At 31.9% G+C, this 21,340-nt stretch carries 17 protein-coding genes; 5 read left to right on the top strand and 12 right to left on the bottom strand.

Features of this window, described 5'->3' with window-relative positions; translation table 11 throughout:
• The first annotated feature begins 126 nt into the window (after window positions 1–126).
• Both Q4548_RS06085 and Q4548_RS06080 read left to right on the top strand, forming a co-directional pair.
• A complete protein-coding gene (locus tag Q4548_RS06085; protein WP_303452615.1) occupies window positions 127–1,104 on the top strand; it encodes an AAA family ATPase in 978 nt (325 codons plus the stop codon).
• Between the two features lie 6 nt (window positions 1,105–1,110).
• Window positions 1,111–3,570: a S8 family peptidase gene (locus Q4548_RS06080; protein WP_303452613.1), complete on the top strand. Its 2,460-nt coding sequence runs from the start codon at window positions 1,111–1,113 to the stop codon at window positions 3,568–3,570.
• Window positions 3,571–3,809: 239 nt separating this feature from the next.
• Here Q4548_RS06080 and Q4548_RS06075 read toward each other — a convergent pair whose 3' ends face one another.
• The 5 genes from Q4548_RS06075 to Q4548_RS06055 form a co-directional block, all read right to left on the bottom strand.
• The gene (locus Q4548_RS06075; RefSeq protein ID WP_303452611.1) at window positions 3,810–4,496 is read right to left on the bottom strand and encodes an OmpA family protein; all 687 of its coding nucleotides are present in this window, start codon (window positions 4,494–4,496) and stop codon (window positions 3,810–3,812) included.
• 88 nt (window positions 4,497–4,584) lie between these two features.
• Window positions 4,585–6,102 (bottom strand): DEAD/DEAH box helicase, encoded by a 1,518-nt coding sequence (locus Q4548_RS06070; RefSeq protein ID WP_303452609.1) that lies wholly within the window; start codon window positions 6,100–6,102, stop codon window positions 4,585–4,587.
• Window positions 6,103–6,429: 327 nt separating this feature from the next.
• A complete protein-coding gene (locus Q4548_RS06065) occupies window positions 6,430–7,599 on the bottom strand; it encodes a hypothetical protein (protein ID WP_303452607.1) in 1,170 nt (389 codons plus the stop codon).
• Window positions 7,600–7,672: 73 nt separating this feature from the next.
• The gene (locus tag Q4548_RS06060; protein WP_303452605.1) at window positions 7,673–8,152 is read right to left on the bottom strand and encodes an Lrp/AsnC family transcriptional regulator; all 480 of its coding nucleotides are present in this window, start codon (window positions 8,150–8,152) and stop codon (window positions 7,673–7,675) included.
• Window positions 8,153–8,259: 107 nt separating this feature from the next.
• Window positions 8,260–9,318, bottom strand: a complete 1,059-nt coding sequence (locus tag Q4548_RS06055) for a M14 family zinc carboxypeptidase (protein WP_303452603.1) — start codon at window positions 9,316–9,318, stop codon at window positions 8,260–8,262.
• 319 nt (window positions 9,319–9,637) lie between these two features.
• On the opposite strand from Q4548_RS06055, the gene Q4548_RS06050 reads away from it, so the two are divergent.
• Window positions 9,638–10,066, top strand: a complete 429-nt coding sequence (locus tag Q4548_RS06050; protein ID WP_303452601.1) for a helix-turn-helix transcriptional regulator — start codon at window positions 9,638–9,640, stop codon at window positions 10,064–10,066.
• 23 nt (window positions 10,067–10,089) lie between these two features.
• Here the strand turns inward: Q4548_RS06050 and Q4548_RS06045 are convergent, their stop codons facing one another.
• The 4 genes from Q4548_RS06045 to guaB form a co-directional block, all read right to left on the bottom strand.
• Window positions 10,090–12,567: a M1 family aminopeptidase gene (locus Q4548_RS06045; RefSeq protein WP_303452599.1), complete on the bottom strand. Its 2,478-nt coding sequence runs from the start codon at window positions 12,565–12,567 to the stop codon at window positions 10,090–10,092.
• Window positions 12,564–13,100, bottom strand: coding sequence for an adenine phosphoribosyltransferase (locus Q4548_RS06040; protein WP_303452596.1), 537 nt, complete (start codon window positions 13,098–13,100; stop codon window positions 12,564–12,566). Before Q4548_RS06040 ends, Q4548_RS06045 begins: the two co-directional genes overlap by 4 nt.
• A 1-nt stretch (window position 13,101) precedes the next feature.
• Window positions 13,102–14,274: a GlmU family protein gene (locus Q4548_RS06035; RefSeq protein WP_303452594.1), complete on the bottom strand. Its 1,173-nt coding sequence runs from the start codon at window positions 14,272–14,274 to the stop codon at window positions 13,102–13,104.
• A gap of 106 nt (window positions 14,275–14,380) precedes the next feature.
• Entirely contained in the window at window positions 14,381–15,844 is a 1,464-nt protein-coding gene (gene guaB, locus Q4548_RS06030; protein WP_303452592.1) for an IMP dehydrogenase, read from the bottom strand.
• 172 nt (window positions 15,845–16,016) lie between these two features.
• Here guaB and Q4548_RS06025 point away from each other — a divergent pair, with 172 nt between their 5' ends.
• On the top strand, window positions 16,017–16,847 hold the full coding sequence (locus Q4548_RS06025; protein ID WP_303452590.1) for a universal stress protein: 831 nt from the start codon (window positions 16,017–16,019) through the stop codon (window positions 16,845–16,847).
• A 48-nt stretch (window positions 16,848–16,895) separates the two neighbouring features.
• Here Q4548_RS06025 and Q4548_RS06020 read toward each other — a convergent pair whose 3' ends face one another.
• From Q4548_RS06020 to Q4548_RS06010, 3 genes are all read right to left on the bottom strand, one after another.
• Complete coding sequence (locus Q4548_RS06020; protein ID WP_303452588.1) at window positions 16,896–18,170, bottom strand: dicarboxylate/amino acid:cation symporter; 1,275 nt, start codon at window positions 18,168–18,170, stop codon at window positions 16,896–16,898.
• A gap of 185 nt (window positions 18,171–18,355) precedes the next feature.
• Complete coding sequence (gene feoB, locus Q4548_RS06015) at window positions 18,356–20,320, bottom strand: ferrous iron transport protein B (protein ID WP_303452587.1); 1,965 nt, start codon at window positions 20,318–20,320, stop codon at window positions 18,356–18,358.
• A complete protein-coding gene (locus Q4548_RS06010; RefSeq protein ID WP_303452585.1) occupies window positions 20,317–20,547 on the bottom strand; it encodes a FeoA family protein in 231 nt (76 codons plus the stop codon). Before Q4548_RS06010 ends, feoB begins: the two co-directional genes overlap by 4 nt.
• Before the next feature lie 425 nt (window positions 20,548–20,972).
• Here Q4548_RS06010 and Q4548_RS06005 point away from each other — a divergent pair, with 425 nt between their 5' ends.
• Window positions 20,973–21,323, top strand: coding sequence for a hypothetical protein (locus tag Q4548_RS06005; RefSeq protein WP_303452583.1), 351 nt, complete (start codon window positions 20,973–20,975; stop codon window positions 21,321–21,323).
• Window positions 21,324–21,340: the final 17 nt, after the last annotated feature.

The following is a 21,340-nucleotide window of genomic DNA, read 5'->3' as shown; positions in this document are numbered from 1 at the left end:
GGAAAGAAGTGGTAATGTGTATGGAGTGGGAAATAGTTTAGAGTTTCTTTTTAAAATTATGATTTTACTTAACTAATTGAGAATACTTTTGTATATTTTTACGGAAAAATAGTTTTAAGAATTATAATGGCAGCAGCTGAACAAATAAAAAGCTTAATAAAATCTTTTAGTGAAGGAGATGATTCTCGGTTCTATGCAACTGCTATGCAAATTGCTGCTGCAGAAGCGAGAAAGGGGCATCAAGCACTTGCTGAGGAATTAAAAAAAATAATTCAAGATTCAAAAAAATCAAAAATTAATGAAGGTGCTTTAAAACGTCTTCCTATAAATTCTGCTCATAAAGAATTAAATGATTTATTAGAATTTACAAGACCTGATGATAAATTAAAAGATATGGTTTTATCTGTTCATTTAAAAAAGTCAATTCAAAGAATTTTAGATGAGCAACGCCAAATAGAAAAATTAAGACAGCATAATTTATTTCCTAGAAAAAAATTATTATTAACAGGGCCTCCAGGTTGTGGTAAAACAATGACAGCTAGAGTAATATCAAGTGAATTAAGTATCCCTTTATTTGTAATAAGACTTGATGGTCTGATAAGTAGATATATGGGAGAATCAATAGCTAAACTTTGTTTAGTTTTTGATACAATGAAAGAATTTAGAGCAGTTTATTTATTTGATGAATTTGATAGTATTGGTACAACTAGAAATCAGGGAAACGAGGTTGGAGAAATAAAAAGAGTTCTTAATAGTTTTTTACTTCAAATTGAAAAAGATGATTCAAATAGTTTAATAATTGCAGCAACAAATATGCCTGAAAATTTGGATGAAGCTTTATTTAGACGATTCGATGATATTATAACTTATCCTATACCAACAGAAGAACAAATATTTAAATATTATAAAAGAGAGCTTTTAAAAAGTGATTTAATAGGTGATAATGTCTTATTAGAACTTTCTAAAAAATCTATTGGACTAAATTTTTCTGACCTAGAAAAAATATGTCAAGATTTTTTAAAGAATATTATTATCTATGGAAAGGAAAAGTCCAATTTAGAATTTTTAATTGAAACTATTAATTCTAGAAAAAGACCTTTCTAACAGTGTATGTCTGACTTAAATCACATTTTTCTTAATGGAAATAATTCTTCTTTACCATATAGCACCTATGGTGGCGGAAAATTTCATCATAAAGATGACAGAGATAGAAGAGGACACGGATCGAGTATAAAAAGTTCCTTTAGGTCTGCAGTTTCTGAGTTTACTGATGGAAATGAAGAATATGAATTTGTCTATATTGAGTTTGAATCTGCATTAAATTTTGAACTAGCTTTCGATAGTTTTGAAGATGTAGCTGGTAATTATAGACTAGCGTCCTGCAGAGCCGAATTCATTACAGACTTTGATAACAATCAACAAATTGTATATAAAATTGCGGTTTATCTAAATAAAAAAGCCGTTTCAATTTTTTTAAACAAAGTTGAAAAATATTTAACAGAAGAAACAATAACAGGTAAACCAAAAAACCAGAATTTAATTGCTAATATTGAAAATATTAGAGCAGCTACTTTGGAAAGCTTTTGGCAAGAACCAGAAATAGATTTTCCAAGCTCAAATGTAAGTGTATGGTGGGAAGTTTGGTTTAGTGATTCTAATAAAGAAGTTGTACAAGGAACCTTAAACTCTCTAGTCTCAGATAGTGTTAAAACTAGTAATAGACTCCTGGTTTTTCCTGAAAACATAGTAGGTTTAATTAAAGCTACTCCTGAAGAACTATCAGAAAAATTGCTTTATATTAATAATTTAGCAGAAATTAGGAAACCAGTTGAAACTTCTAATTTTTTCACAAACCTTGATAAAGATTGGGAAGGTGATTTTATAAATGATTTACGTGATAGAATTAATAATCAAATAGAACAAAATAATGTTTCAGTATGTTTATTAGACTCTGGAGTCAATCGAGTCAATCCATTATTAATAGATTTAATTCCAGAAAGAAACTTAGATTCAGTAAATCCAACTTGGACAAACTCTGATTCATATAGACATGGACATGGAACTCCAATGGCTGGTCTTATTATATATGGAGATTTAAATGAGCCATTGAGTTCTAGTACACAAATTAATGTTTCTAACAATATAGAGAGTATTAAAATTATTGATCGCACAGCTAATGATCCAGATTTATATGGACAGATAACTCTTGAAGCAATATCTATTGGAGAGATTATGAATCCTGATAACAAAAGAATTGTTTGTTTAGCCGTTACTTCTCCAGATAATAAATATTTAGGAAGACCATCCTCTTGGTCAGCAGCAATTGATCAAAAAATGTTTGGCTCAATTGAAGAAAGAAACGATAATACTATTATTTTAGTTTCAAGCGGAAATTTATCTTACGCAGATAGGTTGAGCTATCCTATTGCTAACGATGACCTATCAATAGAAGATCCTGCTCAAGCATTTAATGCTATCACTATAGGTGCTTATACTAATAAAGATAGATTAGATGTTACGACTTATCCAGGAGCTGAACTACTAGCACAAAGAGGTCAGATGTCTCCATGTAATACAACTTCTATTAGTTGGAATAAAACATGGCCAAAGAAACCAGATGTTGTTTTTGAAGGAGGAAATGATGGTATATTTAATACAGGTATATTAGATGAAGAATCATTAAAATTATTATCAACTGGAGTAGGAGGTATTGGAAGGTCTTGGCTTTCAACGATAGCAGATACAAGTGCTGCTACAGCCTTAGCTGCAAGATTTGCTGCTGAATTATATCAAAAATATCCAAGTTACTTACCTGAAACTATTAGAGCTTTAATAATTCATTCAGCAGATTGGAATAATATAATGCTTAATAATAGGAGTTTAAGTAGTTTGTCTTCAGAAGATAAATCTAAACTTTTAGCAAGAGTGGGTTATGGAGTTCCAAATTTAAATAAAGCTAAATACAGTGCTGAAAATTCTTTAAGTATTATTGCTGAAAGAACTTTGAAGCCTTTCAAGTTTGAAGAAAGTAGAGTTAAAACTAATATTTTTCATTTATTTGATTTACCGTGGCCAACTGATATTTTATCCGATTTGGCTGAACTAGATGTGAAATTAATAGTGACATTATCATATTTTATAGAACCAAATCCTGGAAATAAAAGATATGCCAGTGACCAATCATATAAATCACATGGTTTAAGGTTTAAGATGATTGATAAAAATGAAAGTATAAAAGCTTTTCAAGCTCGAGTTAGTAAAGCCATAAAAGAAGAACAAGGTGATTATGTAGCTGAAGGCAGTGAGAATTGGATATTGGGAAGTCAAGTTAGAGACAAAGGAAGTATACACAAAGATATTTGGGTTGGTGCAGCTGCGGATTTAGCATTAAGAAACAAAATAGCAATTTATCCTGTTGGTGGTTGGTGGAAAAACAGAAAGAAGCTTAATCGTTATGATTCATCAGTTAGGTATAGCTTGATTATCTCGATTGAAACAAATGAAGCCGATATTGATATATATAATGACGTTTTAAATCAGATAAAAGTAACAATACCTATTGATGTTTAATATTATATTAAATAGAAGTTAAAATTAAAGAAGTGAGCTTTTGTTCGGTTGCAAGCGTTGGAAAATTGTGTTTAAAAATAATACGAGTGATTTTAGCAAGAGGATAATTTTACATTATTATAGCTACCAAATGGAATTCTCTTATAAAATAACAATGACAACATATGTATTATAATTTATATTATGTTAAATAGAATTTATTAAAGAAAAGGACTGCAAAAATCACAGTCCTTTGTATGTTATTTTTTAGCTTCTTCTTCAGCTTGTTTGATCATGGTTTCGTTCGCAATAATAGCCAATTCAACTCTTCTGTTTTTAGCTTTACCTACAGCAGTAGAATTGTCAGCAATTGGTAACAATTCACCTTCACCTTTTACAGTAAATCTATCAGCAGGAACTCCTAAAGTTTGTAAGTAAGAAGCTACAGATTGTGCTCTTTTTTTAGACAATGTTAAATTGTAAGCTTCCGCACCATCAGCATCAGTATGTCCAGTTACAAATAAATTTGTTTCAGGATATTTGGTCAATACTTCAGCTAATTTTGTCAAAGTGTTTTTGGTGTCTTGGTTAATAACTGTTCCGTTAGAAGCAAAATAAATTCCAGCTCCTTCATCAAAAACAACGTCAATTCCTTCACCAACTCTATAAACTTGAGCACCAGGAATAGAGTTTCTTAATTCCTCAGCTTGTTTGTCCATTTTTTTTCCAATAATAACACCTGTAGTTCCACCTACAGCAGCACCACCAATAGCTCCAATAGCAGCCCCTTTTTTACCACCAATCAAAGCTCCAATTCCGGCACCAATAGCAGCACCTGCACCTGTACCTAACAATCCTCCTTTGGTTGTGCTGTTCATACTAGAACAACCTACAAACATACTAGCACTCAAACACACCAATAGTGTATTTCTAAAAAAATTTCTCATTTTTATTTTGTTTTTATGTCTTATAAAATTAATAAGATTCGGTGTATAAAAATTTCTTTCTCTCAATTATATTAGAAAAATATGAAGATTATTCTTTAAACTTCATATTGATAGCTGTGTTCAGCTTTCGCTTGTAATCTTCTTCTAGCCACATGATGTAGTTTTTGGTACTTTTGATCATGTAGTGAGAGTATTTTTTAATTCTATCCTTAATGTCTTCTTCCAACAAAATAGCCAAATCTCTAGCATCAAAAACATCTTCTGCGTTTTCAAAACACATTTGTGCGTGTTGCTCTACAGACTTGTCCAACACAATTTTAGATTTGATTCCTCTCTTGATTGCTTTGTCGTATTCTTCTTTTACTTTGAAAGAAATGTCTTTAGAGTTTTTAAACTTTTCTCTAATTTCTTTAGGCATATCGTACACAAACTGACGTTCTATTTCTTCGTCATTGATCAGATTGTCTAAATAATAATCCGGAGATTTAAAAATACGTTTCCAGTTGATTGGAGCACTCCACAGACCAAAACGAGCAGCATTGTTTCCTAAATCAATCACACTAAAGTTCTTTTTGTCTTTAAACACACGAGATCCACGACCAATCATTTGGTAATACAACGTGATGGATTTGGTTGCTCTGTTCAAAATAATGGTATCCACACTAGGTTCATCAAAACCAGTAGTCAAAATACTTACAGAAGTTAAAATGGCATCAGGTGTGTGCTTAAACCATTTTAGAATGTCGCTCCTCTCCTGCTTAGAAAAGGTGTTGTCTAAATGACGAACATTGTCATAACCAGCGGCTTTAAAAGTATCGTACACATGCCAAGAAGTATTGATACCGTTGTTGAAAATCAACGTTTTCTTTCCCAAAGATTGTTCAAGATAAGCACTCAACAACTTGTCTTGCATAATGTTACTGGTGTACAAATCGTCCGAAGATTTTACAGTATAATCTCCATTAATTCCCACTTTCAAACCACCAAGAGCCACATCATACGTATAGGTAGTTGCTTTTGCTAAAAAACCACGATCTATCAATGTAGAAATAGGTTCTCCCACCAACAACTCATTGTATATTTCATTCATCGGCAATTTGATGTTTGAACTCAGAGGTGTAGCGGTAACTCCAAGAATAAAACAATCTTGAAAGTATTTGAATAATTTACGGAAAGAATTGTAGTGAGCCTCATCAATAATAACCATACTAACATCTTTCATGTCTAGCAAATCATCATTCAATCGGTTTTTCAAAGTTTCAACCATCGCCACAAAACAATTGAACTCAGACTGATCGTCTAATGACTTTACATCACTAGTAATCACCTTGTTGGCAACTCCAAACTCATTCAGCATTTTAGAGGTTTGACTACTCAACTCAATTCTATGGGTCAATATCAGAACTTTCTTTGCTTTTTCTTTGATAAATCGTCTGGCAATTTCCGAAAATATAACTGTTTTTCCACCACCTGTAGGCAACTGAAAGACTAAATTATAATTGGAATCTTTTGTTTCGATTTTTTCAAAAACCTTATCAATATTTTCTTTTTGATAATCGTATAGCTCTTTCTTTTTGGGGGTTTTCTTGGTTACATCCAATTCCATATACTGTTTTTGAGTTTTGCAAAATTACGCAGTTTTTGAAGTTTCACGAAATTATTGAGCAACTTTTAACAAACAAATGTTGTATTTAGAATTGATTTGAATTTATGAACGAATAATATTACCTCTATAAAGACAAGTTTTTGCGTTAAATAAACATGTCTTTCTATTTTATGACCTGTCTAATTTCTGTATTGGTTCTCTTGTTCAACTGCTTTATTTGGTATTACAAAAAATATTTTTAAAGTTAGTTAGGCAAAAGAACATCAAATGTACACGAACTTAAAAATCTTATTATCAATAGTCTACACAATTTTAAAAATTGAAGTTTTAATTTTTAAAGGGTCTTCTAATTTCAAAGGTGCTGGGCTGTACATATACCAACAAAGGTTTTAGAATTGCATGCAACCACGGATTTGTGTGTTTTGCGTAGAGATTCATAGGTACAGGCAACGCTCCCAAACTACTTTTCATAATTTCTGCGGTTCTACCCAAACGCAACTCCTCTACTCTATTTTCTATTGCCAAAACTACATAATCGTACAGCAGTCTTTGGTAAATTGGTGTTTTGTTATTTACACTGTAGTCAATTCCAACATAACTGGCATCTATATAATTCAGATTTTTACAAGCAATGCTAAAAGCCACCATTGTATCTTGCTCAAAATAACCTCTAAAAACAAAGGCTTCTTTTAACGCTAATTTTAGTTCGTAAAAACTCCTGACATTGGGCTGTACCATATTAAAACTAGACGTTTTTAGTACGGAAGCAAACAGTTCATTTATTTCTAGTTGATACTGTAAAATTTCTAAAGCAGAAAAATCTCTATAAAGAATATGATTGGTTTTTTTATAAATTCCCTTGGCACGTGTTCTGTATTTGGTGGTCATAGAATTTAAATAATCCTCAAAAGAAGTCCAAGAAGGATTGATGGAAAGAATCATGTTTACATCAATCTGAAAACGTTCGTGTTTTTTGTTTAGAAATTTTTGGAATGAGGTGTTTTTATCCATCCAAAATTCTTTGTACATCACAAAGTTGACCTTTTGGTTGTTTTGTTGAAGATGCGCTATCAGTTTGTCAACCACTTTGGGCAATAATTCCGATAATTTAGTTTCTTTAAAATAAAAACCATTGACACCTGTCGCAAAAAAATTTCCGCACAACAACAAATTCCCTTTCATTTTTTTCAAAATAAGAGAACGCATTCTAGCGTTGATTTTATGAGGGAATTTTTTTTGTGAGAAAAAGGTATCCTTAACTTCTATTCGTTGAAAATAAGCAACACCAATGGGCTGCTGATCTTGATAACACACAACATATAGATGTTCTGTATAAGAAATAGCACTCTCTTGCAAAGCTTTTAGATAAGAAACGGACAAATATGTATTGTGACCACAAGCCTTGCTCCAGTCTTGCTCTATTTTGGACAACCCAAAAGAATAGCAAAAGGAGAGATTAGCACTAACTTGAATGTTTGTAGGATCTTCTTTACTCATTTTTATTAAAATACGACATAAAAAAACACCTTAGTAGTATTGCCAAGGTGTTTCTTACAGTTTGTGCCGAATTTTAATAATCTTTAAAAATTGCGTGCATCATACGTTTTTTATCATTGATGCTTTCTTCCATAGAAATCATTGTTTCGGTTCTATTCACACCGTCAATAGCATCTATAGAGAAAATAATATCTTTTGCTTGGTTGGTATCTTTTGCTCTAATTTTACAGAAAATATTGTATTTACCTGCTGTAATATAAGCTACAGTTACATTTGGAATTTGTTCCAAAGCATTTAACACCTCTCTAATTTTGGAACTACTATTTAAATACAACCCAACGTGAGCTATAAAATTGTATTCCATTTTTTCATAATCTAAGGTTAAAGTAGAACCTTTAATGATTCCTTCTTCTTCCATTTTCTTCACACGAACGTGTATGGTTCCTGCGGATACTAATAATTTTTTCGCAATGTCCGTAAATGGAGTTCTTGCATTGTCAATTAGCATATCTAATATCTGATGATCTATTTCGTCTAAATGATGTTTTTTCATGGCTTGGGATGCTTACTACTTTGTTTTCAATTTACAAAATTACAATAATTTCAAAGTTTATTGTGTATTTACAATTTAAATATAGCTATTCTTAATGAAAATTTAAACTAAAACTCATTATATCCATTATATTTTGATAAATCTCCTCTTTTATACTCTACTAATTTTGTAATTAACTTATGGTTAACTACCTCATAATCATATTGAAAAGCAACGTCTTCATGTTGATTTGTGTCAACTTTAAAATTTCTTAAAATTACGTCAAAATTTTGTTTTCCATTGTTTGGAATGTCAAAATAAGGCTCATAATTGGTATGTTTTTGAGTGTAGGTTAGGTAGTTTAAACCGCTTAAAATCGAATAAAAGTTATATTTCCTTACGATTTCTCTATCATAATCATTCAAATAATGTCCAGCCTCTATTAAAATGGTGTTGTAACCAAGCTTTTGGAAATTATCTCCTGTTGCCGTTGGATAAAACTCATCTGTGTACCTTCCTACGTGATTAGGGATCAATTTCTGCAGAATTTGGTTCATTGCTACGATAACTGACATGGTTTCTTTTCTCCCTTCTGTAAGCGTTCTTTCTACATCTATAGAAGGAGCTAAAAAGGAAACAGTAGCAGGATTTTTAAACCCCTCAACATTAAAAATGGTTCGTTGGTCGTGTAGGTTGAAACAAAACTCAGGTGCAAAGGTGTCTAATACATTACGTAGCAAAAGACTTTCCTTAGCTTCTAAAGCTACAGCATCACGATTTAAATCTACATCATTAGCGTTGACTCTAGTAAAAGCTTCAGACCCATCAGGATTCAACATCGGAATAAAAACCAACGTACATGTACTTAACAAATCATCCACAAAAGAGTCTTTATTATTAAGATGTTGTTCTAAGTATTTAAACAAGTCAAACAAAGCTTTGGTTCCAGTGCTTTCGTTTCCGTGCATCTGAGACCATAAAAGAATTTTTTTGGGTCCTGTACCAATTTTTACTTGATAAATATTTTTTCCTCTTTCTGACGTTCCAATTTTTGAAAGTTCAAAAGGAGTCTTTAATTGTTTCAGAATCGGTTCAATGTCTTCCAAAACAATTCTACGGCCTTTTAATTTGTCTTCTAAATTAGTACCGTACCAATTTTCTATAGTATTCAATTCAATTGCATTCATGTTACAAAAGTAATCAACCTTTTGTTTACAAATGTAATTTACATAAGTAACCATTGGGTTGAATTATTTCTTACAAAAGTATATTACGTGTTTACTGGTTTAGACATAGGATTACACGAATTGACTGCAAAACACAAGACTATATAATTATACAGTTAACAATCTTTAATAAGTTATATAACAGTATATTACAGTATGTTAATTAGTGTTAAATAGAGCCATAATCAACCGAATTACTCCTATCTATTGTATCTTAATTACAGATTGATTACATTTGTAACTAGTATTGTTCTAATCCATTCTAAAACCTTAATTTACAATGTTAAACAATGATGACTTTATTACGAGGCTCCACAAAGTCTTTGATTATTACAATTTGACTGCTGCTACATTTGCGGATGAGATCAAAGTACAGCGTTCTAGTATTTCACATTTACTGTCAGGTAGAAACAAACCTAGCTTAGAGTTTGTCTTAAAAATGGCAAATACCTATAAAGAAATCACTTTAGACTGGTTGCTATATGGGAAAGGAAGTTTTCCTAAGAAAGAAAATGAAGTAATTGCTGATCTACCTCCTAAAAAGAATCCACAAAACCTTTTTAGCAGTACAGAACCAGCCGCAGAACAAAGTGTACAGCAAAAAGAGACTGTTTGGGATGAAGACAAAAAAATAACAACCCCTTCATCAATAGAAAGGATTGTTATTTTTTATAAGAATGGTACTTTTAAGGAGTACACAAACCCTTAAAGGACTATTTATATAAGATACTACTATTCACTAGCCAATTCGCTAATACCTTGCTCTAACAAGCTTATAATAGTAGCTTTATTCGCATTGTTGGTTTTATTTTGAACGTCTATAATCTGTCTTAAAAGTCTAATACACTCAAAATTAAAGTTGTATTTTCTATATTTATTTCCATTTTTAACAAAATCATCTACCAAAACTTTGATAGCTTCTTCATTATCTGTAGCCGCTACCCAGTCAAAAGCATCTTTAAAGCTTTCTTTCAATTTTTCGTCTTGAATAAAGTACATACCCGTTAATAAATACTTAGCTACAAAGCTCACATGAATGTCTTTACGGTCTTCTAAGTACATTTTTAAAAGAGGTACATAAATAACATCCTTAATCTCATTAGACAAACCATCTGCATAAGACTTAGCAAGATCTTTGTCTACGTAAAACATGGCTAACAAGCTGTTTCCTTTTACTTTAGGAGATTCACTTTCCAAACCTTTTTTGAAAATAGATATATAGTCATGATTGACCAACTTTCCTAACGTAGAGATAGCTGCTGCAGCTACATTTGGGTTTTTATGACCTGAAAGCTTCTCTATTTCACGAATAATCTTCTTCTTTTTGTGCTTTTCAGCAAGATTGATGTTTTCTAACGCAAAAATTTGAATACCCGCATAAGGATCTTCTAAGGCTGCTTCAAAAACTTTCAATACATCTTTATCTTCTTGTTTGTCTTTTAATTGTTCCAAAGCATCTTTTCTATCTTCAAAATGCTTTACATGTTCATATTGGTAAATCAATTCCTCTGTGGTTAAGTCTGGAACCGTGATTTCTGCCAACAAAGAATGATCTGAATTCACTTTGATCAACTTGATATCTTTCTCATTATCAAAAGAAAACTCAAATATTTTTTCCTTACCATCCACAAAAACAGGATACTCTTCTATGAGTTTACTTTTGTAAACTGATATTTTTAAAGGAAAATCAAATTCTTTGTCTGATTGTGTCACTTTTACTTTCAACTTATTCGTCAACAAATCTTTTTGAAAAGTAACATTCAACTTAGGATGTCCATTGCTATAGTACCATTGGCTAAAAAACCACATCAAATCTTCTCCAGACACTTCTTCAAAAGCCAAACGCAATTGGTGTGCTTCTGCAGCTTTAAATTTGTTTGCTTTTAAATAAGTTTTAATTCCTGCAAAAAACTTTTCATCTCCTAAATATTTTCTAAGCATGTGAAGGATCATTCCTCCTTTGTTGTAACTAATCACATCAAACATGTCATCTTTTTTGCTGTAATTGTAACGAACCAAATGTTTACCATAATTTTCTGCCAAAGCATTTTTATCCAAATACCTACTTCTAGTTTTGATCATGTATTCATTAGCTTTGTCTGCTCCGTATTTGTGTTCTATCCACAAAAACTCTGAATAGTTTGCAAAAGATTCATTCACTGTAAGATTTGCCCAACTCTCGGTGGTTACCAAATCTCCAAACCAATGGTGAAACAATTCATGAGCAATTACAGGTTCCCAAGAATTATCTTCTAACAATTCTCCTTTAGACAACATTGCACTTTCTCCGTGAACTACAGCTCCAGTATTTTCCATAGCACCACTTACATAATCTCTTACAATAATCTGGCTGTACTTGTCCCAAACATACTCTACACCTGTCAGGTCTGAAAAGAACGTTAGCATTTCACTTGTGTTTTTAAACAACTCTTCTGCATTGTCTTTGTAAGCAGGTTCTACATAATAGCTCACTTCTTTTCCTCTCCATTCGTGTTTGATGATTTCAAAATCTCCCACACCTACAAAAAACAAATACGGAGCATGTGGCAACGTTTGTTTCCAAACATCAGTTCTAGTTCCATCTTCATTTTCTTTTTGAGAAATAAGCAATCCATTAGACAGGGTCTTGTATTTAGAAGGAACCGTCATGGTAATTTGCTCAGTAGATTTCTGATTTGGTTTGTCTATCGTAGGAAACCAAACGCTATTTTGCTCAGGTTCTCCTTGAGACCAAATCTGTGTTGGCTTGTTTTTATCCAATCCATTAGGATTTATAAAGTACAAACCTTTGTCATCAGTAATAGCAACTCCCCCTTTATTTTCAACCTTATTGGGATTTCCTTTGTACTTGATGTACAATTTTACCGTATCATTTTGGGTATAAATTTTTGGCAAATCGATGTTTAACTTTTCTTTAGAATTGTAAAATTTTAAAGCTTTTCCATTTTGAGACACTTCATAGATGTTCATTTTTTTTGCATCCAATTGCAATTTGTCTGTACTGTCAAAATGAGGTTTTAAAGTTAACCATGCTTCACCGTTTACTGTTTGATCGCTAAAGTCAAAACTCAGATTTAATTTAGTATCGATCAAATCAAATTCTTTGGTACTTGTTTTTCCGTTGTCATTAAATCGATACAAGCGTTGTGCATTTGTAGATATCGATATAAAAACAAATAGGAATAGAAATGAAAAGTGTTTTATTTTCATGAATATGTAATTAAAGATTGAACATTCTTGTTGATATTTTGCAATAGATTTGCCCCGTTTAAAAAGGCAAGTTCAATCACAAAACTAAACCCAACAACGTTGGCTTTTTGTTGAATCAATTTGGCTGCTGCAACTGCTGTTCCGCCTGTTGCCAACAAATCATCGTGAATCAAAACATTGCTATTTGTAACAATGGCATCGTCATGAACTTCTATGGTTGCAGTACCGTATTCCAAATCGTAGGATTGTTTGATGGTCTTTGCCGGTAGTTTTCCTTCTTTACGAATCATGATAAAAGGAACTTTTAATTTTTGAGCAATCAAAACTCCAAACAAATATCCTCTAGATTCAATACCTGCAACGGCATCAATTTTAGCTTCTTTGAATTGAAGTACAATTGCTTCCGCTATTTCATCCATCAAAACAGCATCCAACATAATTGGAGTAATGTCTTTGAATAAAATTCCTGGTTTTGGAAAATTAGGAACGTCTCTAATTGCTGATTTTATTTTATTTTCTAAATCACTAAACATATTATAAGTCTCTGTATTTTTGGGTTTGTTTAAAAACTTCTTCTAAAATGGCTTTATCCTGAGCTGTAAATTCTTGCGAAGCACGGTTCATTACTTTTGTCGCAGTTTCCATAGCCTTGTCAAAATTATACTCTTCTTTTTCTTTGATTCCTCCCCAACTAAATGAAGGCACAAATTTTTCGGGCATGGTAGAGCCAAATATATTTGCGTTCACACCAACAACTGTACCAGTATTTAGCATACTATTGATTCCCGTTTTGGAATGATCTCCCATCATCAAACCGCAAAAAGTTTGACCTGTATTTTCATAATCATCTTCTTCATAACTCCAAACCTTTACATCACTGTAGTTGTTTTTTAAATTGGAAACATTGGTGTCTGCACCAAAATTACACCACTCACCTACTACAGAATTCCCCAAATAACCTTCGTGTCCTTTGTTAGAAAAACCAAAAAGAATGCTGTTTTTTATTTCACCACCAACTTTACAATTCGGTCCAACTGTGGTAGCTCCATAAATTTTTGCTCCCATTTTTACCACGGCATTTTCTCCGAGTGCAAAAGGACCTCTAATCATAGCTCCGTCTAAAACCACTGCATTTTTACCAATATAAATTGGACCCGATGAAGCATTTAAAATGCAAGGGCTAATTTTGGCTCCCTCTTCAATAAAAATATTCTCCTTCTCAATTGCTTGAACGCCTTCTGGAATTGGTTCAGAAATTTCATCGGCAGTAAGCAAATCAAAATCTTGTTTTAATGCGTACTCATTTTTAAGAAATAAATCCCATTTGTACTCAATGGCTTCAACTAATTCTAAATCAATAGTTTCATACGTTTCAAAATCAACTTCCTCTTGATCATCTGTTGTGTAAAAAGCAATTGTATCTTCCTGAAATGTTATTTTTTGATTTGGTTTTAAATTTTTCACGGCTTCAACAAAACTTGTATTTGGAATGTAGCCTGCGTTGATAAAAATATTCTGCTCCAACTCTAATATTGGATATTTATCTTCTAAATATTCTTCTGTCAATGTAGTGGTTGTCAACCTTAAATAATGTTCCCATTTTTCTCGAATGGTTAAAATTCCAATCCTAATATCTGCAACGGGTCTTGTGTAAGTAAACGGTAAAAGTGCCTCTCTAAAAGAACCATCGTAAAGAATGTAATTCATATTTTAGTATGTTTTGAGTATCATTTATTCCTTGCTAAAAAGATATAAAAAAACCACCTAACATAAAGCATGTGTTAGATGGTTTTAAATATGTTAAAGCTAAGTCTTATCTAGAATAATTTGGAGCTTCTTTGGTAATGGTTACATCATGTGGATGACTTTCTGCAATTCCAGAAGCAGTAATTCTTACAAATTCTGATCCTTTTTGATCAGCAATGGTAGCTGCACCACAATATCCCATTCCTGCTCTTAACCCTCCAATAAATTGATGCATGGTTTCGTACAATTCTCCTTTGTAAGGAACTCTACCTTCAATTCCTTCTGGAACTAATTTTTTACTATTGTCTTCTTCTCCTTGAAAATATCTGTCTTTTGATCCTTTTTTCATTGCTTCTACAGACCCCATACCACGGTAAGATTTGAACCTTCTTCCATTGAATAAGATTACTTCTCCTGGAGCTTCTCTGGTTCCTGCTAATAAAGAACCTAACATTACAGAATCTGCACCAGCTGCAATAGCTTTAGGAATATCTCCTGTATAACGTACACCACCATCTGCAATTACCGGAACACCAGTTCCTGCCAATGCTTCTGAAACTTGCATGACTGCTGACAATTGTGGATAACCAACACCTGCAACAACACGTGTTGTACAAATAGATCCAGGTCCAATTCCTACTTTTACACCATCAGCACCTGCAGCAACTAAATCCAAAGCAGCTTTTGCAGTTACAATATTACCTGCAACAACATCAACATTTGGATATGCAGCTTTTACTTCTCTTAATTTGTTTAAAATATTTACAGAATGTCCATGAGCTGAATCTAAAACCACAGCATCTACACCTTCTTTTACCAAAGCCGCAACTCTATCCAAACAATCATCAGTTACTCCAATAGCTGCAGCAACGCGCAACCTACCATATTCGTCTTTGTTAGCTTCTGGATTTTCTCTTACTTTTACAATATCTCTAAAAGTAATCAATCCTACCAATTTGAAGTTTTCATCTACAATAGGTAGTTTTTCTACTTTGTTATCTTGTAAAATTACTTCCGCTTCTTTTAGTGATGTTCCCGAAGATACAGTTACCAAACCTTCAGAAGTCATTACTTCTTGAATTTTTCTTTCACTATCTTTTTCAAAACGCAAATCTCTATTGGTTACAATTCCTTTTAAAACATTGTCTGAATCTACAACAGGAATACCTCCAATTTTGTGTTCATTCATCAACTTATTAGCATCCAACACAGTTTGACTTGCAGAAATGGTAACAGGCTCTAAAATCATTCCAGCTTCAGAACGTTTTACTTTTTTGACCTGTTTTGCTTGTTCTTTGATTGACATGTTTTTGTGAATCACCCCTATTCCACCTTCACGAGCAATAGCAATAGCCATTCTAAACTCAGTTACAGTATCCATAGCAGCAGACACTATAGGAGTATTTAACGAAATATTTCTCGTAAACATTGATTTTATGGAGACGGTGTTGGGTAACACTTCTGAATAGGCTGGGACTAATAATACATCATCGTAAGTAAGTCCTTCAGAAATAACTTTGTTTGTAGACATTTGCAATTAGATATAATTTAATTGCATGCAAATATACAAAATATAAAAAGAAACGTATCTCTATAAATTAAAGAATTTTATAACCTTGATTTTTTGCACAAACAGCACTTTTTCATTAAATTTAATATGTGCAAAAACTTAATCTATATTGACCAATACAACTACTAAAATCATGAAAAATATTATAATTCCTGTTGATTTCTCTAAATATTCTGAATACGCAGTAAAAGCAGCTGCCATGCTTGCCAAAAAGCATTCAGGTAATTTGACCTTAGTTCACATGCTAGAAATGCCTACTGGTTATTCTGACAATGGAGGAGACCATAACAAAGCGATGGTTTTTATGTTAAAATTCGCTGAAAAAAAGTTTGAAACATTTGTAGACAAAGATTACCTAGAAGATTTAGAAGTTAACATCATTATCAAACACTATGCTTTGTTTCCAGAAATTGGAACTTTGGCAGAAGAGCAAAATGCCGATTTAATTGTAATGGGATCTCATGGTGTTAGTAACCACAATGATTATTTTTTAGGTTCTAACACTGAAAAAGTGGTAAAAACTTCTAAAATTCCAGTTTTAGTAATTAAAGAAGAACTTCACGATATTGAATTTACCAATAGTGTATACGTAAGTGATTTTAAGCTAGAATCTATAGAAGCTTACTTAAAAGCACAAGCATTTTTTAACATGATTGATGTAAAACCTACTTTATTATTTGTTAACAAATCAGATGGTGGATTTGTTTCTAGTAGAGAAATGGAATCTAGATTTGAGGATTTTTTAATGGAAGCTCACGGAAATTTAGACAATTTAGAGTACTTTGAAAACTACGACGATTACACCGTATTAGAAGGTGTGAATTACTTTGTAGAAAAGAATGACATCTCTTTAGTCTCTATAGCTACACATGGAAAATCATCACTTTCTAAATTCTTTAACCACAGTATTTCGTTAGATATTGCAAACCATTTGAAAAAACCAGTTTTGACTTTGTTGATTTAACTTTAAGACATAAACAAATTTTAAAAGTGAGAAGTAATTTATAAGTAATTACTTCTCACTTTTATTTATCAACATTGCCACTGTTGCATCACCAGTAACATTTACAGTAGTTCTTAACATATCTAAAGGTCTATCCACAGCAAAGATCAATGCCAACCCTATTGGTAACAAATCTTTAGGAAAACCAATACTATCCAAAACAATTAGCAACATTACCATTCCCGCACCAGGAACAGCTGCAGATCCTACAGAAGCCAACAGAGCCGTAACAATAATGATCAATTGATTTTGAAAATTTAATCCTTCTGGCCATAAAACCTGCATGATAAATACTGCTGCTATTGCTTGGTACAAACTAGTACCATCCATATTAATAGTTGCACCTACTGGCAACACAAAACTAGATACTTCTTTTTTAACTCCCAAATGCTCTTCTACACGCTCCATAGTAACAGGTAGTGTTGCAGCACTAGAACTTGTAGAGAAAGCCAACAATTGTGCTGGTGATATATTTTTTAAAAACCAAAAAGGAGATTTTTTAACAAATACAGAAATACAGAAACAGTAAAATACAATCATTAAAACAAGACCTATAACAACTACAGAAGCATATTTTAACAAAGCAATAAGCACATCCATATCATCAGACGTTACCACAACTGTTGCTAAAAGAGAAAAAACAGCGTAGGGTGCAAACAGCATAATGATGTCTATCATTTTTAAAATGACTTCATTAAGAGAATCAAAAAAATCTTTCAAAGGTTTTGCTTTTTTTTCGTCAATCAACAACAAACAAACTCCCAAAAATAATGTGAAAGCAATTACTTGTAACATACTTTTATTATCTCCCATTGCTTGTATAATGTTGCTAGGAACAACATCTACTATAAATTGTAAAGGTCCTTGAGATCTTCTAAACTGAGCTTCGGTTAATTTACTTTGTAAAGAACCGTTTGTTAAATATGTTTCTTTCAGTTTTAGAACAGTTTCAGGAGAAATCCCCTCACCTGGCTTAAAAAAGTTTACCAAAGACAAACCTATTACAATAGCCACAACCGTAGTTCCAATATAGATAACCACGGTTTTAATTCCCATGGTTTTGAATTTAGAAATGTCTTTTAAATCTGAAACCCCTTTGATAAGAGATCCCATAATTAAAGGAATTGCTATCAACTTTAGTAAATTCACGAAAATAGTTCCAAAAGGCTTGATCCAATTAACAGTGAACGACTTTCCGGATGGCACTTGACTCAACAACAGCCCAATGACAACTCCTAAAACAAGTCCAATAATAATTTTCCAATGTAACTCTATTTTTTTCATATACACTTATCTAAATTAAAAGCCATAAAAGTAGGCAAACTAAAATAATAAAAAGTGCGTATTAGCAGTTACAACTGTCTCCTCCGCAAGATTTTTCAGAGGATTTTCTTAAAAATTTGTTATACAAGAATCTAACAGCTAGTACCACCGTAATAATCACTAATATTTTCTGAATCCACTCCATATCAACTCAATGTTTGGTAAGCAATAAAAGCAGTAACATAAGCCATTCCAGACATTACAAACATCTGAATCATGGGCCATTTCCAACCATTGGTTTCTCTTTTTACAATTGCAATTGTACTCATACACTGCATCGCAAAAGCATAAAATAATAAAATTGAAATTCCTGTTGCAAAAGAATATACCGGTTTTTTAGAATCTTGGTATACTTCATTTCTCATTCTATCCTTAATGGTAGATTCTTGCTCATTTCCAACACTATATATAGTTGCCAGTGTCCCTACAAAAACTTCTCTGGCAGCAAAAGAGGTAATTACAGCAACTCCAATTTTCCAATCGTAACCTAAAGGTTTAATTGCAGGTTCAATCAATTTACCCATTACTCCAATATAAGAATGTTCTAACTTGTAGGAAGCTATTTCTGTTTGCAACAAATCTCCTTGGTGTGTAGGGTGTTGTTTTTGGACAATTTCAGAAGCATTTTTTAAATGATCTCCAGGTCCGTAAGAAGCTAAAACCCATAACAATATAGATATAGCTAAAATAATTTTACCAGCTTCAAAGACAAAAGCTTTTGTTTTTTCAATAACATTATAAGCAACATTTTTAAACAAAGGCAATTTGTAATTAGGCATTTCTATCACAAAATACGATTTTGAAGAAATTTTTAACATTTTATCCAAAAAAGCAGCCGCGAGAATTGCTGTAGAAAAACCTAGTAAATACAGGCTCATCAACAACAACCCCTGTACATTGAAAGATAAGAATGTTGCTTCTGTAGGAATTATTAGACTTATGATTATTGCATAGACAGGCAAACGCGCAGAACATGTTGTAAATGGAGTTACTAAAATGGTAATCAATCTTTCTTTCCAATTTTCAATATTTCTAGCTGCCATAATTGCTGGAATGGCACAAGCTGTTCCAGAAATTAATGGAACAATACTTTTTCCACTCAGCCCAAAACGTCTCATTATTCGATCCATCAAAAATACCACACGACTCATATAACCACTCTCTTCTAGAAAAGAAGTGAACAAAAACAAAAAAGCAATTTGAGGGATAAAAATCACGACCCCTCCTATTCCAGGAATAATTCCTTCTGCCAATAAATTTGTAAAAACTCCAGAAGGCAAATACTCTCTTGTTTTTTCAGACAAAGTAGCAAATGTACTGTCTATAAAATCCATTGGTATTGCAGACCATGAAAAAAGGGCTTGAAAGACTGTAAATAATATCGTGAAAAAAATCAAATAACCGTATACTTTGTGTATTAGAATTCGGTCTAAGAGCGTGCGTATATCTTTCGCATTTTGAGGGTCTTGCGTGTAGGTTTCTTCAAGTGTTGATTTTAAAAATTGATAACGTCTTACAGTTTCTAAATGATGTTTCTTTTTGTCGTCTTTAGCGTATTGAGAAAAGACTGAATCTTGCTCTACAAAACACGGCAAAACACTCAATAATTTATAAGATGTAATTAATTTTTTTAGATGTGAAATTCCTTTATTTTGTTTAGAACTGACTAAGGCAATTTTTGTTTCTAAAACACTTTCTAGTTTAGGAATGTCAATATCAATTCCTCGTACTGTCATTTGATCTGCCATGTTGATGGCCAAAATAGTAGGAATGCCTAAGTCTTTGATTTGCGTAAAAATAAAAAGATTTCTTTTTAAATTTTCAATATCTACCACCACCACAACAACATCAGGATAATTTTCATTGTTTTTGTCAGAAAGTACTTTTACGGCTACATCTTCATCTAAAGAACTTGCATTTAAACTATAAGTTCCTGGTAAATCTATGATTTCTGCACCTTTATCTGATGTAAGCTTTGTAAATCCTATTTTTTTATCAACCGTAATTCCTGGATAGTTTCCAACTTTTTGGTTCAATCCCGTCAATCGGTTAAACAAAGATGTTTTCCCTGTGTTAGGATTTCCGACCAACGCAACCTTTATATTACTCATAATTTTTCTACTAAGACTTTGGAAGCTATTTCTAAACGAATTGCCAAATAAGTACCACTAATATTTAAATAAATAGGATCTTGCATGGGAGCTCTTTGCAAAACTTCTACATAATTTCCTTCTATACATCCCATTTCAATCAATTTTAAAGGAACATCAATTTCCATAAATGATTTGATAATAGCTCTCTCCCCTCTCTGTAAATCTGCAATTGTATTTGCTTTCATTCAATTTCTTAATTACATGAAATTTTGTAAAATCTAACTTCTTTAACATCTAAATCAGTCTACTAAACACTACAAATTTCAATATCTATATTTTATCTTTTTGGAATGCTTAAAAAACAAATCCCAAACCTTAAATACCAAGTATTGTTAAAATAAGGTGCATAAAATAAGGTGCAAACATACAAACTATTTAGATTTATTTAAAATAATTAATTGCTTATTTAAAAGACTCAAAGCATTTGAAAAACTAAAAAAACCAAACCCTCTACAAAAAGAAGGTTTAGTTTAAAGAACAAAAAACAAATAATATCTATTTTTCAGAATCCGACCAAAATTCTAAAAAGTTAATCTTATCTACAAATATAATTTATTTTTATTAATTCTAAATAAAAATAAATTATATTTTTGTGGTATAAAAAAAACATATGAAAACATTTACAGAAATATACAGTAACAATTTAGGTACGAGTTATGAACTATCCGAATTTGGTTCAAATGAAAAATTTTTAGTTTTAGAAGTTAATGAAATATCCTTTTACATAAACAAAAGTGAACTTGAAGCCTTTGTGAAATCAACAGAAATCATTATTAACCATCACTCACAATGCACTTGTCCTCCGGATTTAGAAAACAAAATGGTAGTATACCAAGCAAAACAAATAGAAATAAGGATGTTGTTAAGTTACAATCAATTATTCTATTTAAAAGATCTATTAAAGGGAACTGAATTTAAATTGTCTTTAGAGACTGTGTTAAATAAATTTAAAATTTTATAAAATAATTTTTATAAAGT

Source organism: Wenyingzhuangia sp. 2_MG-2023, from assembly GCF_030548295.1.
Taxonomy (GTDB): Bacteria; Bacteroidota; Bacteroidia; order Flavobacteriales; family Flavobacteriaceae; genus Wenyingzhuangia.
This window is presented reverse-complemented; position numbering and strand designations above follow the sequence as displayed.

Excerpts from the sequence above, each read along its gene's own strand:
- Q4548_RS06085 (WP_303452615.1), top strand. The coding sequence starts at position 127 with ATGGCAGCAGCTGAACAAATAAAAAGCTTAATAAAATCTTTTAGTGAA.
- Q4548_RS06080 (WP_303452613.1), top strand. The coding sequence starts at position 1,111 with ATGTCTGACTTAAATCACATTTTTCTTAATGGAAATAATTCTTCTTTA.
- Q4548_RS06075 (WP_303452611.1), bottom strand. The coding sequence starts at position 4,496 with ATGAGAAATTTTTTTAGAAATACACTATTGGTGTGTTTGAGTGCTAGT.
- Q4548_RS06070 (WP_303452609.1), bottom strand. The coding sequence starts at position 6,102 with ATGGAATTGGATGTAACCAAGAAAACCCCCAAAAAGAAAGAGCTATAC.
- Q4548_RS06065 (WP_303452607.1), bottom strand. The coding sequence starts at position 7,599 with ATGAGTAAAGAAGATCCTACAAACATTCAAGTTAGTGCTAATCTCTCC.
- Q4548_RS06060 (WP_303452605.1), bottom strand. The coding sequence starts at position 8,152 with ATGAAAAAACATCATTTAGACGAAATAGATCATCAGATATTAGATATG.
- Q4548_RS06055 (WP_303452603.1), bottom strand. The coding sequence starts at position 9,318 with ATGAATGCAATTGAATTGAATACTATAGAAAATTGGTACGGTACTAAT.
- Q4548_RS06050 (WP_303452601.1), top strand. The coding sequence starts at position 9,638 with ATGTTAAACAATGATGACTTTATTACGAGGCTCCACAAAGTCTTTGAT.
- Q4548_RS06045 (WP_303452599.1), bottom strand. The coding sequence starts at position 12,567 with ATGAAAATAAAACACTTTTCATTTCTATTCCTATTTGTTTTTATATCG.
- Q4548_RS06040 (WP_303452596.1), bottom strand. The coding sequence starts at position 13,100 with ATGTTTAGTGATTTAGAAAATAAAATAAAATCAGCAATTAGAGACGTT.
- Q4548_RS06035 (WP_303452594.1), bottom strand. The coding sequence starts at position 14,274 with ATGAATTACATTCTTTACGATGGTTCTTTTAGAGAGGCACTTTTACCG.
- guaB (WP_303452592.1), bottom strand. The coding sequence starts at position 15,844 with ATGTCTACAAACAAAGTTATTTCTGAAGGACTTACTTACGATGATGTA.
- Q4548_RS06025 (WP_303452590.1), top strand. The coding sequence starts at position 16,017 with ATGAAAAATATTATAATTCCTGTTGATTTCTCTAAATATTCTGAATAC.
- Q4548_RS06020 (WP_303452588.1), bottom strand. The coding sequence starts at position 18,170 with ATGAAAAAAATAGAGTTACATTGGAAAATTATTATTGGACTTGTTTTA.
- feoB (WP_303452587.1), bottom strand. The coding sequence starts at position 20,320 with ATGAGTAATATAAAGGTTGCGTTGGTCGGAAATCCTAACACAGGGAAA.
- Q4548_RS06010 (WP_303452585.1), bottom strand. The coding sequence starts at position 20,547 with ATGAAAGCAAATACAATTGCAGATTTACAGAGAGGGGAGAGAGCTATT.
- Q4548_RS06005 (WP_303452583.1), top strand. The coding sequence starts at position 20,973 with ATGAAAACATTTACAGAAATATACAGTAACAATTTAGGTACGAGTTAT.